At 63.8% G+C, this 11589-nt stretch carries 13 protein-coding genes; 6 read left to right on the top strand and 7 right to left on the bottom strand.

From position 1 onward, the window contains the following. Nucleotides 1–401, bottom strand: a 401-nt coding sequence (locus tag VK804_RS08425; RefSeq protein WP_325369826.1) for a cbb3-type cytochrome c oxidase subunit I, incomplete at its 3' end; no start/stop codon positions are given. Between the two features lie 85 nt (nt 402–486). Beyond that, nucleotides 487–1326, bottom strand: coding sequence for a cytochrome c oxidase subunit II (gene coxB, locus VK804_RS08430; RefSeq protein ID WP_325369828.1), 840 nt, complete (start codon nt 1324–1326; stop codon nt 487–489). A 458-nt stretch (nt 1327–1784) separates the two neighbouring features. Between coxB and VK804_RS08435 the strand changes: the two genes are divergently transcribed. Next, nucleotides 1785–2351 (top strand): invasion associated locus B family protein, encoded by a 567-nt coding sequence (locus VK804_RS08435; protein ID WP_325369830.1) that lies wholly within the window; start codon nt 1785–1787, stop codon nt 2349–2351. 267 nt (nt 2352–2618) lie between these two features. Here the strand turns inward: VK804_RS08435 and VK804_RS08440 are convergent, their stop codons facing one another. Continuing rightward, nucleotides 2619–2843 (bottom strand): DUF433 domain-containing protein, encoded by a 225-nt coding sequence (locus tag VK804_RS08440; RefSeq protein WP_325369832.1) that lies wholly within the window; start codon nt 2841–2843, stop codon nt 2619–2621. A 350-nt stretch (nt 2844–3193) separates the two neighbouring features. Between VK804_RS08440 and tldD the strand changes: the two genes are divergently transcribed. From tldD to VK804_RS08455, 3 genes are all read left to right on the top strand, one after another. After that, entirely contained in the window at nt 3194–4615 is a 1422-nt protein-coding gene (gene tldD / locus VK804_RS08445; protein WP_325369834.1) for a metalloprotease TldD, read from the top strand. After that, entirely contained in the window at nt 4612–5382 is a 771-nt protein-coding gene (lepB, locus tag VK804_RS08450) for a signal peptidase I (protein ID WP_325369836.1), read from the top strand. The genes tldD and lepB overlap by 4 nt, the downstream gene beginning before the upstream one ends. A gap of 127 nt (nt 5383–5509) precedes the next feature. Further along, nucleotides 5510–6085: a nucleotidyltransferase family protein gene (locus tag VK804_RS08455; protein ID WP_325369838.1), complete on the top strand. Its 576-nt coding sequence runs from the start codon at nt 5510–5512 to the stop codon at nt 6083–6085. Between the two features lie 301 nt (nt 6086–6386). Here VK804_RS08455 and VK804_RS08460 read toward each other — a convergent pair whose 3' ends face one another. The 3 genes from VK804_RS08460 to VK804_RS08470 form a co-directional block, all read right to left on the bottom strand. Continuing rightward, nucleotides 6387–6935, bottom strand: a complete 549-nt coding sequence (locus VK804_RS08460; RefSeq protein WP_414642738.1) for a PAN domain-containing protein — start codon at nt 6933–6935, stop codon at nt 6387–6389. A 127-nt stretch (nt 6936–7062) separates the two neighbouring features. Beyond that, on the bottom strand, nt 7063–8433 hold the full coding sequence (locus VK804_RS08465) for a glutamate--cysteine ligase (protein ID WP_325369841.1): 1371 nt from the start codon (nt 8431–8433) through the stop codon (nt 7063–7065). 96 nt (nt 8434–8529) lie between these two features. After that, entirely contained in the window at nt 8530–9018 is a 489-nt protein-coding gene (locus VK804_RS08470) for a helix-turn-helix domain-containing protein (RefSeq protein WP_325369843.1), read from the bottom strand. A 128-nt stretch (nt 9019–9146) separates the two neighbouring features. Here VK804_RS08470 and gstA point away from each other — a divergent pair, with 128 nt between their 5' ends. Beyond that, nucleotides 9147–9761 carry a glutathione transferase GstA gene (gene gstA, locus VK804_RS08475; protein WP_325369845.1) on the top strand — a complete coding sequence of 205 codons (615 nt, stop codon included), beginning with the start codon at nt 9147–9149 and terminating at the stop codon, nt 9759–9761. Between the two features lie 227 nt (nt 9762–9988). Here the strand turns inward: gstA and VK804_RS08480 are convergent, their stop codons facing one another. Then, nucleotides 9989–11077, bottom strand: coding sequence for a Zn-dependent alcohol dehydrogenase (locus tag VK804_RS08480; RefSeq protein WP_325369847.1), 1089 nt, complete (start codon nt 11075–11077; stop codon nt 9989–9991). A gap of 287 nt (nt 11078–11364) precedes the next feature. Between VK804_RS08480 and VK804_RS08485 the strand changes: the two genes are divergently transcribed. Beyond that, nucleotides 11365–11589 (top strand): glutathione S-transferase N-terminal domain-containing protein (locus VK804_RS08485; protein WP_325369849.1); only part of this gene is annotated, 225 nt, incomplete at its 3' end.

An 11589-nucleotide genomic window follows, 5' to 3' on the forward strand; every position in this document is an offset into this window, starting at 1 on the left:
GAGGCCGGCAGCAGCCAGAACGAGATGTTGTTCATGCGCGGGAACGCCATGTCCGGCGCGCCGATCATCAGCGGCACCATCCAGTTGCCGAAGCCGCCGATCATCGCCGGCATCACCATGAAGAAGATCATGATCAGGCCGTGCGAGGTCACGAACACGTTGTAGGTATGGGTGTTGTGGAAGATCTGCACCCCCGGATACATCAGCTCGGCGCGGATCGCGATCGACATCGCCGCCCCGATGATGCCGGCGATGATCGCAAACACCAGGTACATCGTGCCGATGTCCTTGTGGTTGGTCGAATAGACCCAGCGCCGCCATCCGGTCGGATGATCGTGCGCGTGATCGTCATGCGCGTGGTCCTGAGCATGATCGTCGTGTGTCGCAGCCGTTGTTGCCATTTTCAAATCCCGCCTTGCCGTACCTTCTCGGACCTCGCGGTCCCGTCGCCCTTGTCCCTGCCGAGACGCGCCAAAGCCTTTCGGCTTACTGCGCGGCCGCGCCCACTGATGCGTATGTATTCGCCGGGTTGGACGCAAATTTCTTCTTCGCAGTCTCGACCCAATCAGCGAATTCCTGATCGCTCACCACCCGCACCGCGATCGGCATGAAGGCGTGATCCTTGCCGCACAGTTCCGAGCACTGGCCGTAGAACATGCCGAGCTTGGTGGCCTGGAACCAGGTCTCGTTGAGGCGGCCGGGAATGGCGTCGATCTTGATGCCGAACGCCGGCACCGCGAAGGAGTGGATGACGTCGGCGCCGGTGACCTGGACCCGGACGATCTTGTTGATAGGAACCACCACCTCGTTGTCGACGCCAAGCAGCCGCGGCTGCTTGTCCTGGGCGAGCAGTGAATCGAACTCGAACTTGCCGTTATCGGGATAGGCGTAGCTCCAGTACCACTGCTTGCCGGTGGCCTTGATGGTCAGATCGGCCTTGGGAATGTCGAGTTCCTGGAACAGCAGCTTGAACGACGGAATGGCGATGCCGACCAGGATCATCACCGGGATCAGCGTCCACGCCACCTCGATCAGGGTGTTGTGGGTGGTCCGCGACGGCACCGGATTGGCCTTGGCGTTGAACTTGATGACGATGGTGACCAGGAGCCCCAGCACGAACAGCGTGATCACGGTGATGATGACCAGGAGCCAATCGTGGAACTTGGTGATCTCCTCCATCACGGGGGAAGCTGCTCCCTGCAGCTTGTATTCCCACGGCGCCGGCTGCCCCAGTTCGGCAAAGGCTGCCCCGCTTGTCGCAAGCGCCACGCCTGCCACCGCCAACCCCAGCAACCGCCGCCCCGTCTGGCCTATCGACATCTTCATGCCGTTCGCGCTCCCTAACTAGAACCCCTCGGCATCGCGCCTTCCGGCGAAGTGCCGCACGATCCGCCCCCTGACAAACGGCCTTTGGAGGTGCTTTCTCGGGCACCTCGGCCGGATCGCTAGAACGCGTCGAAATCCAGCCTCTCAAACCATAATTCTCAGGCTGCCGCAATGCAGTAGTAAGACACCGCACCGGGCGTCACCGGCTATTAGGCCGATGCCACATTTTCCCGCAAAATCAGGCGAAAGCCGCACTCCGGCGGGCCAGGGCCGCTTGACAGGCCGATTGCCCGATGTAGGCAAACACAACGGGTTTCCGGGCAGCCTGATTCGCAGCCGGCGGGTCACGGATTCCGGCGCGGGGATTGCTTGGAAATCGCCTTCAAGGCGCCGTCATTGCGGTATCACACCACGGTTCGGACCGAGGTTTTAGACGAAATATCAAGGGATCGACCCGGATGGGCCTTTTGAAACTCAAGGCGGCGAGCACAGCGCAGCGCAGCCATGCGGGCGCGGTCTTTGCGCGCGGCCTGCGCCTTGGCCTCGCCGCGCTCGCGTTGGCGGGCTTGCTCGGCGCCGGCGGCGCGGCGCATGCGCAAGGCGCGGTCAGATCGACCCATGGCGACTGGCAGATCCGCTGCGACACCCCGCCCGGCGCGCAAGCCGAGCAATGCGCCCTGATCCAGAGCGTGGTGGCCGACGACCGCTCCAATGCCGGCCTGACCGTGATCCTGTTGAAAACCGCCGACCAGAAGAGCCGCCTGATGCGCGTGGTCGCGCCCTTAGGCGTGCTGCTGCCCTCGGGCCTCGGGCTGAAGCTCGACAATGTCGACATCGGCAAGGCCGGTTTCGTCAGATGCCTGCCCAACGGCTGCGTTGCCGAAGTGGTGATGGACGACAAGCTGCTCGGCCAGTTGAAAACCGCGAAAACCGCGACGTTCATCATTTTCGAGACGCCGGAAGAGGGGATCGGGTTTCCGCTGAGCTTGAACGGGCTCGGGGAAGGGTATGACAAGTTGCCGTGAAGCAACGGGGCACCTGATCCGATTGGGTTGAGCCAAATCACGATTCGTTTTTCTTTCGTCATGGCCGGGCTCGTCCCGGCCATCTACGTCTTTCTTACTATCCAGCCAAGACGTGGATGCCCGGGACAAGCCCGGGCATGACGAACTCCGCTAGAAGCGGCGTAGCGCATCTCGCACTACGAGGCGAAGAACCGAATGCGATTCGATCGGAAACAGATCGACGAGTCTGACAGCGTTCGAAACTGAGATTCTGGTCGCACAACAGGTTCATGTTGAAGCGATGATCGAGCGCCTCTCGCGGTCCGCGGCATAGGCTAGACAAGCCCGGATGTCGTCCTCGGTCAATTCGGGGAAGTCATCGAGGATTTGCGCATGGGTTTGGCCGGCGGCGAGCCAGCCGAGCACGTCCGCCACCGCGATCCGCATATGACGGATGCAGGGCCGGCCGCCGCGCTTGCCGGGGTCGATGGTGATGATGTGCCGGTAGTCCATGGTGAGGAGCGTAGCATTATTCCGGGCTTGGCGCAGCAATCCCAGCGTTGAGTACGGCTACTCAAGGATCGCGAACTATTCACCACGCATCATGCGCGATCAGTTTTCTGATGTCGCTTATCCGCCGTCGCAAGCCGAAATCACCAGTTATGCAGATGCGCCTCATGACCAAGTTTTAATAATTCCTGGCCGATCCAGAATGCCCAGTCGCGATCCGACGACGTATAACTGACAAAAATATCGGCCACGCCCGGTCCTCGCTGCGGCAATCCGGCCTCTCCGGCCCCCTCGCAACCCCGCCTGTGAAAGACTATCTTGATCCCAACCTTACACGCAACGGAACACTCCTCATGACCCCCACAACCTCGCTGCTCGACCGCGCCAATCTCGACCGTGATGCCGTGCGCGACCAGGTCGCGCGCGGGCTCCGAGGGGCCGACGACGGCGAACTGTTCCTGGAATATGCCCAGTCTGAGGCGCTGATGTTCGATAATGGGCGGCTGAAGCAGGCGACCTACGACACCAGCCAGGGGTTTGGCCTGCGCGCGGTCAAGGACGACGCGGTCGGCTATGCGCATTCGTCGGACGTTTCGCTGCCGGCGCTGATTCGGGCGGCGGATGCGGTCGCGGCCGTCCGCGGCGGCTATTCCGGCACGTTCGCGGCGCCGCCGGCGCATACCAATGTGCGGCTCTATGGCGACGAGAATCCGCTCGACGCGCCGGGTTTCGAATCCAAAGTAAAACTGCTCGCCGAGATCGACGCTTACGTGCGCGACAAGGACCCCCGCGTCCGGCAGGTCACCGTCAGCCTGGGCGCGACCTGGCAGGTCGTGGAAATCCTGCGCCCCGACGGCGAGAGCTATCGCGACATCCGGCCGCTGGTGCGGGTCAATATTTCCGTGGTCGCGGGCCAGGGCGACCGCCAGGAGAGCGGCAGCAAGGGCTACGGCGGCCGCGAGGGCTATGCGCGCTTCATCGAAACAAAATCATGGCGCGAGGCCGCCGACGGCGCGCTGCGCGAGGCGCTGGTCAACCTGGAATCGGTGCCGGCGCCGGCCGGCGAGATGGACGTGGTGCTGGGCGCCGGCTGGCCCGGCGTGATGCTGCATGAGGCGGTCGGCCACGGGCTCGAGGGCGATTTCAACCGCAAGCAGACCTCGGCGTTCGCGGGCCTGATGGGCCAGCAGGTCGCCGCAAAAGGCGTCACCGTGGTCGATGACGGCACCATGGCCTCGCGGCGCGGCTCGCTGTCGATCGACGACGAGGGCACGCCGACCAACCGCACCGTGCTGATCGAGGACGGCGTTTTGGTGGGCTACATGCAGGACCGCCAGAATGCGCGGCTGATGAACATGAAGCCGACCGGCAACGGCCGCCGCCAGGGCTATTCCCATGTGCCGATGCCGCGCATGACCAACACCTACATGCTGGCCGGTGGGCGCGATCCCGCGGAAATCCTGGCCTCGGTGAAGAACGGCATCTATGCCGCGAATTTCGGCGGCGGCCAGGTCGACATCACCTCGGGCAAATATGTGTTCCAGTGCACCGAGGCCTACAGAATCGAGAACGGCAAGCTGGGGGCGCCGCTGAAGGGCGCGATGCTGATCGGCAACGGGCCGACCGACCTGCATCGCATCACCATGGTCGGCAACGACCTCGCGCTCGATACCGGCATCGGCACCTGCGGCAAGAACGGCCAGGGCGTTCCGGTCGGCGTCGGCCAGCCGACGCTGCGGATGGAAAAGATCACGGTCGGAGGAACCGGCGCATGAGCACGAATAACGAAACCGTCACCCCCAAAACCTCGACCTGGCGCGGCCAGGTGATGCAGCTCGCGGCCATCGTCGCCGCCGTGTTCCTCGCCAAGGGCGCGCTCGCCGAACCGTTCTACGTGCCGTCGGGCTCGATGGAGCCGACGCTGCAGATCGGCGACGCGTTGCTCGCCACCAAATTCGCCTACGGCTATTCGACCGCCTCGCTGCCGATCCAGATCAACCTGCCAGAGACCGGGCGCGTGTTCGGCGAGACGCCGAAGCGCGGCGACGTCGTGGTGTTCCGCTGGCCCGGCGACCGCTCGCAGGCCTGGGTCAAGCGCGTGGTAGGGCTGCCCGGCGATCGCATCCAGATCCGGCAGGGCCAGCTTTTCATCAACGACCATGCCGCCGAACTCAAGCCGGACGGCATCGGCGAGGTGGAGGACGACAATGGCGCGCTCGAGCCGGCCCATCGCTACGTCGAGACGCTGCCCGGCGGCGTCAGCCACGAGATCTTCAAGATGCGCGACAATGGCCGGTTCGACAACACGCCGGAAGTAACGGTACCGCCGGGCCATCTGTTCGTGATGGGCGACAACCGCGACAATTCCGCCGACAGCCGCGTCCCGCTGCGCGAGGGCGGCGTCGGCATGCTGCCGATGGACGACCTGGTCGGCCGCGCCGACGCCGTGGTCGGCTCCTGGGACCTCGGCATGCGCAGCCAGCCGGTCTACACCTGGCTGTCGGGTTTCCGGCTCTCGCGATTTTTCACCGCGGTGCGTTGAACGCCGCAAGGCAAGTGCCGCTGCAGGCGTTGAATTTCGTCATTGCGAGGAGCGTAGCGACGAAGCAATCCAGACTTCCGCTGTGAGGCCATGGATTGCTTCGCTTCGCTCGCAATGACGGGGGCGCATGAACACCGACGACTTCCTCAGCCTGGCGCTGCGCAATCCGGTCAATGCGGCGATCGCCGATGAACTGCTTCACCTCGCGCTGCCGGATGCGTGGATCGTGTCGGGATGCCTGGTGCAGACCGCCTGGAACGCCCTGACCGGACGCGCGGTCGATTACGGCATCAAGGACTACGACGTGTTCTATTTCGATCCCGATACCTCATGGCAGGCCGAGGACGCGGCGATCCGCGCGGTGCAGGAGCGGCTCGCGCATCTCGGTGTTGCGATCGAAGTGCGCAACCAGGCGCGCGTCCATCTGTGGTATCCCGAAAAGCACGGCCTGCCCTACCCGCCGCTGCGATGCTCGAGCGCGGGCATCGACCGCTTCCTGACCAAGAATACCCAGATCGGAATCCGCCGCACGCGGCAAGGTCACGAGGTCTATGCGCCGAATGGTTTTGACGACGTCGCTCGCCTGATCGTGCGGCCGAATCCGGGGCCGAATTTTTCCGCCGCGAATTACGGGGCGAAGGCCGCGCGGTGGAAGAAGCTGTGGCCGGAACTCACGGTGCTAATGGCCGACGCAGAAATGTAGGGTGGGCAAAGGCGCTCTCGCGCCGTGCCCACCATCCCGACGCTTGCGCTACCGTGGTGGGCACGCTGCGCTTTGCCCACCCTACGCACTGGTTTAGGCACGCGGCGTCAGCTCGCTTCACCTCTCCCGCTTGCGGGAGAGGTCGCGCGCGAAGCGCGCGGGTGGGGGAATGCTTCCCCAAACTCGATGTCCGCGTAATGCTGAAGCACCCCCACCCCAGCCCTCCCCCGCGAAGAGCGGGAGAGGGAGAAGATGATCGCCCCCGCCGCTTGGGATCCGCCGGGACGACGCGGATTTATTCTTACCTCACCACTCCCGAGGTAAACCCGGCCTTACGGCGCGGCGGTTTGATTTCCTTTTTCAGAAAGCAGTGCGCTTCCTTGCCGACATAGCCGGCGCGCGCAAAGGTCCAGGCGCGGCATTTATTGTCCTCGGTGCAGGCCGCCTTGCAGGTCTCGTCGCTCTCGCCGCTCTTCATTGCAAAAGTGTGGTAATCGCCGCCGGCGCGGTCGATCGAGGTTTCCTCAGCGCCGTTGCGCGGCTCCACCACGCCGGCGCCGCGCACGCCGGAGACGCAGCAATTGTCCTGGACGCGGGCCGGCACGCTGCCCTTCAGCCAGCACACCGCGCCGCCGGCGACATCGGTCGGGTAGTTGAAGCTCCAGGCGCGGCAGCGCCGGTCGCGTTCGCAGGCCAGCGCGCAATCGGCCGGATCGCCGGAGGCAACCGGCGAACTCTGGTAATCGCCGCCCGGACGGTCGAAATTGGCCTGCGCCAGTGCCGGTCGCGTGGCGGCCGCGAACAACACGAGCATCAACAACCACGCCGTGAACAGGCGGCATCTCCCCATACGCTGTCGCTTTCGACTAATTGGACCTTGAGCCGCCGGTCGCGGCTTGCCATTTGATCGCCATGAACCTGTACGGCTGATGAACGGCGCCGGAGTCTGCGCTTCAAAACGCGGTCAATGCGCTGAGTTAGAACGCGTATTCGTCGTAGGCCGGCTCCACCGAGCCATGCCAGGGCCCGCGGAATTTCTCCAGCATCTCCTCGGCGGGCGCCCGCCCGGAATCGATGATCTGCTGCAGCGGCTCCAGATGGCGGGTCTCGTCACGGCCGCTGTGATCGAGGCGAGCCCGCCGGCGCAGCCCCTCATGCGACAGCCTCAAACATTCCTTGGCGACTTCGAACAGATAGCGATCCCTGATTCTCGCCTTGAAGCCGAGCCGCGGCACGTCATCGCGGAGCGCCTGACGCTCCTGCGCGTTCCAGTGCTTGACAATCTCCCAGGCCGCATCGAGGCTCGTGTCGTCATAGAGCAGACCGACCCAGAACGCCGGCAGCGCCGGCAGCCGGCCCCACGGCACGCCGTCGGCGCCACGCATTTCCAGATAGCGTTTCAGCCGCACCTCGGGAAAGATCGTCGACAGATGGTTGGCCCAGTCCGACAAGGTCGGACGCTCGCCGGGAAGGAAGTTGCTCTTGCCCTCGAAGAAGGCCCGGAACGAGGAGCCGGCGACGTCGATATATTCGTCGCCGCGCTTGACGAAATACATCGGCACGTCCAGCGCGTAATCGACCCAGCGCTCGAACCCCATGCCGTCCTCGAACGCCCACGGGATCATCCCGGCGCGCGCATTGTCGGTGTCGCGCCAGATCTCGGAGCGGAACGACAGGAAGCCGTTGGGCTTTCCTTCCGTGAACGGCGAATTGGCGAACAGCGCGGTCGCCACCGGCTGCAGCGCCACCGAGACGCGCAACTTCTTGACCATGTCGGCTTCCGAGGAGAAGTCGAGATTGGTCTGCACCGTGCAGGTCCGGTACATCATGTCGAGGCCGTACCGGCCGACCTTCGGCATGTAGTTGGTCATGATCTTGTAGCGGCCCTTGGGCATCATAGGCATCTCGGCCCGCGACCAGGACGGCGTCATGCCGAGCCCGAGAAAGCCGATGCCGAGCGGCGTCGCGATCTCGCGGACCTGCGCCAGGTGCGCCATCAGCTCACCTTGCGTCTGGTGCACGGTCTCGACCGGCGCACCCGACAATTCGAACTGGCCGCCGGGCTCCAGCGAAATCGCGCCGCCGCCGGTGACGTCATAGAGCCCGATGATGTTGCCGCGCTCCATGATCGGCTCCCAGCCGAGCAAAAGCTTCATGCCTTCGAGCAGCGCGCCGATGCCGCGCCCGCCTTCGTAAGGCACCGGACGATGGCCGGACAGCGTGAACGGCGTCTTTTCGTGTTCGGTGCCGATCCGGAATTCGGAAACAGGCTTCACGCCGGTCTCGATCCACGCCACCAATTCGTCGCGCGACTGCAGCGGCGTCATATCGATCTGGTCACGCGCCATGAAAATTCCGGATGTGGCGCGTTTCGACCGAACGCGCGCGGTAGAGGGGGTATCCGCGAACCGGCAGGTCCGAGGATGCGAGGGGTGCAAATGTTATCATCGGGCGGGCGCGCCGTCTTTTGCCGCGAGCAATGCCGCTTCGCCGCAGGAGCAGCCCAGCCGGTCGAGCAGGCCGCAGAGTTTGGCCGCGTCGGCATCCGACAGTTTCGAGCCGACATGCTTTTCGATCGCGGCCGAATAGGCGTTCCACATCTTCTTCTGCAGTTCGCGACCGGCCTCGGTGATCTCGACGAACTGGCCGCGCTTGTCGCTTCTGCATTCGCGGCGCGCGGCAAGCCCCTCGTCGACCAGCCGGTCGATCAGCCGCGAGGTCGAATATTGCGGGATCAGCATCTGCTTTTCGAGTTCGACCGGGCGCATTTCGCCCGACGGCGCGCGCGACAATTCGAGCAGCGCGTCATACCAGGCGAGCGGCGGGAAGCCGGCCTTCTTCAGCTCCTGCTCGACGGCATCCAGCACCTGACTCTGGACCCGCATCAGGCGGATCCAGGCGGCGGTCGCCTCAAGCGATGGTTTGCGTTTCATATCCCGGCTCATAGATGACGATATAGTGTAGCGCACTTAATGCAGCTGCATCAATCTTGACTATTCCATGCAGATGCATTTAGTAGCCCCACCGCTATAGCCAATAATCCGAGGGAAGGAAAATTCCGATGAAACTGTATTATTCGCCCGGCGCCTGCTCGCTTTCGCCCCATATCGCGCTCCTGGAAGCCGGCCTGCCCTACGATCTGGTGAAAGTCGACCTGCGAGCCAAGAAGCTCGAGAACGGCGACGATTTCCTGAAGGTGAACCCGAAAGGCCAGGTGCCCGCGCTCGCGCTCGACAGCGGCGAGCTCGTCACCGAAGGCCCGGTCATCGTGCAGATGATCGCCGACAAGGCCGCGGCCAAGAACCTCGCGCCGGCCCGCGACAGCGCCGAGCGCTACAAGCTGCAGGAATGGCTGACCTACATCAACGGCGAATTGCACAAGAACATCGGCCCGATGTTCTCGCCGGTGCTCTCGGACGAAGCCAAAACCTTCTTCAAGGACCGCGCGACCGGCAAGTTCAAATATGTCGACAGCCAGCTCGCCGGCAAGGATTACCTGATGGGCAAGCAGTTCACCGTTGCCGACGGCTATCTGTTCACGATGCTGAACTGGGCCGACCGGATGAAGTTCGACCTCGCCGGGCTGTCGAACCTGAAAGCCTACCAGGCCCGCGTCGCCGCGCGCCCGATGGTGCAGGAAGCGATGACCAGGGAAGGCCTGATGAAGGCGGCGTAAGGTTTTCGCGGATCGCGGAAATAGAGGGGGCCGGATCAATGATCCGGCCTTTTTTTCTTCGCCTCCCCCGCTTGCGGGGGAGGCCGACGCGCTCGATAGAGCGCGGCGGGTGGGGGCTCTCGACGCGCACGCCGGCGCTCTCGTTGGGCACCCCCACCCCGACCCTCCCCCGCGAAGAGCGGGAGAGGGAGCGCACCATGGCCTGCCGTCGCAGCTCAGCCTAATCTCTAGCTATCGAACATGATCACGCTGCGCACGGTCTTGCCGGCTTTCATCGCGGCAAAGCCTTCATTGATCTCGCTAAGCTTCAATTTCGCCGAGATCCAGTCCTCGAGATGCAGCCGACCGCGCATGTAGAATTCGATCAGGCGCGGCATGTCGACCCGGAAATGGTTGGAGCCCATCGACGATCCCTGGATCTTGCGCTCACGCAGGAAGTCAAAGCCGTGCAGCTCGATCTTCTGGCCGAACGGGATCATGCCGACGATGGTCGCCGTGCCGCCGGGCGCCAGCATCGCGAACGCCTGCTCCGCGGTCTCCTTGCGGCCCAGCACCTCGAAGGAATGATTGACGCCGCCCTTGGTGAGTTCGCGCACCTGCTGCACGACGTCGCCGTTCCTGGGATCGACGATGTCGGTGGCGCCGAGTTTCGTCGCCAGCTGCAGCTTCGCCGGATTGGTGTCGACCGCGATGATGCGGCCCGCGCCTGCGATCTCGGCGCCGTTGATCGCGGCCATGCCGACGCCGCCGCAGCCGATCACCACCACGCTCTCGCCGGGCGCGACCTTGGCCGTGTTCACGACCGCGCCATAACCGGTAATGACGCCGCAGCCGATCAGGGCCGCGAGATCGAGCGGCATGTCGTTGCGGATTTTGACGATGGCGTTTTCGTGCACCAGCATTTGCTCGGCGAAGGATGACAGATTGAGGAATTGATTGAGCTTCTCCGAGCGCGCCCAGGACAGCCGGTTGGAGACGCCCGGCATCATCTTCACGGAGGTGTCGGTGCACAGCACCGGCCGCCCCGTGGTGCAATTGTCGCAGGTGCCGCAGAAAACCGACAAGCAGGTAACGACGTGGTCGCCGGGCTTCACATAAGTCACGTCGGAGCCGACCTGCTCGACGATGCCGGCGGACTCGTGGCCGAGCACGGCGGGCAGCGGATGCGGATAGAGCCCTTCCATGAAATGCAGGTCGGAATGGCAAAGGCCTGCGACCGACGTGCGGATCAGCACCTCGCGCGGTCCGGGCTTTTGCAGGCTGACGTCCTCGATCGCCAGCGGCTTGTTGACTTCATACAGGACGGCGGCCTTCATCGGTGTTTCCTCTTTGTTGTGGTTACGTCATTCCGGGGCGATGCGAAGCATCGAACCCGGAATCTCGAGATTGAGTCCTCTTTATCTCGAGATTCCGGGTTCGATGCTTCGCATCGCCCCGGAATGACGGCTTATCTTAGGCTGCCGTGTGCCATTCGCCAACCTCGGCCGTGCCGACGGCAGCAATGGCAACCCTTGTTCGTTCCGTCCCGCGCTTTAGATGATATAGGTCATTTCAGACCAAGCGGGCGGCAAAGCCGGCACCAGAACTATCAGGAGGAAAGTCCATGGCGGACGTCTATCGCATCATCGGCGCCGAGATGTCGCCCTACTCGGTCAAGGTCCGCTCCTATTTCCGCTACAAGGGCCTGCCCCACCAATGGGTTTTGCGCAACGCGGCGAGCCATGCTGAATACGAGAAGCACGCCAAGGTGCCGATCATCCCACTGGTGGTGACGCCCGACGGTACTGGCATCCAGGATTCCACGCCCATCATCGATCGGATCGAGAAG

This window comes from Bradyrhizobium sp., from assembly GCF_035484855.1.
In the GTDB taxonomy this organism is placed as follows: Bacteria; Pseudomonadota; Alphaproteobacteria; order Rhizobiales; family Xanthobacteraceae; genus Bradyrhizobium.

Bases quoted from the DNA above. Each gene is read 5' to 3' on its own strand.
- coxB (WP_325369828.1), bottom strand. From the start codon at position 1,326: ATGAAGATGTCGATAGGCCAGACGGGGCGGCGGTTGCTGGGGTTGGCG.
- VK804_RS08435 (WP_325369830.1), top strand. From the start codon at position 1,785: ATGGGCCTTTTGAAACTCAAGGCGGCGAGCACAGCGCAGCGCAGCCAT.
- VK804_RS08440 (WP_325369832.1), bottom strand. From the start codon at position 2,843: ATGGACTACCGGCACATCATCACCATCGACCCCGGCAAGCGCGGCGGC.
- tldD (WP_325369834.1), top strand. From the start codon at position 3,194: ATGACCCCCACAACCTCGCTGCTCGACCGCGCCAATCTCGACCGTGAT.
- lepB (WP_325369836.1), top strand. From the start codon at position 4,612: ATGAGCACGAATAACGAAACCGTCACCCCCAAAACCTCGACCTGGCGC.
- VK804_RS08455 (WP_325369838.1), top strand. From the start codon at position 5,510: ATGAACACCGACGACTTCCTCAGCCTGGCGCTGCGCAATCCGGTCAAT.
- VK804_RS08460 (WP_414642738.1), bottom strand. From the start codon at position 6,935: ATGGGGAGATGCCGCCTGTTCACGGCGTGGTTGTTGATGCTCGTGTTG.
- VK804_RS08465 (WP_325369841.1), bottom strand. From the start codon at position 8,433: ATGGCGCGTGACCAGATCGATATGACGCCGCTGCAGTCGCGCGACGAA.
- VK804_RS08470 (WP_325369843.1), bottom strand. From the start codon at position 9,018: ATGAAACGCAAACCATCGCTTGAGGCGACCGCCGCCTGGATCCGCCTG.
- gstA (WP_325369845.1), top strand. From the start codon at position 9,147: ATGAAACTGTATTATTCGCCCGGCGCCTGCTCGCTTTCGCCCCATATC.
- VK804_RS08480 (WP_325369847.1), bottom strand. From the start codon at position 11,077: ATGAAGGCCGCCGTCCTGTATGAAGTCAACAAGCCGCTGGCGATCGAG.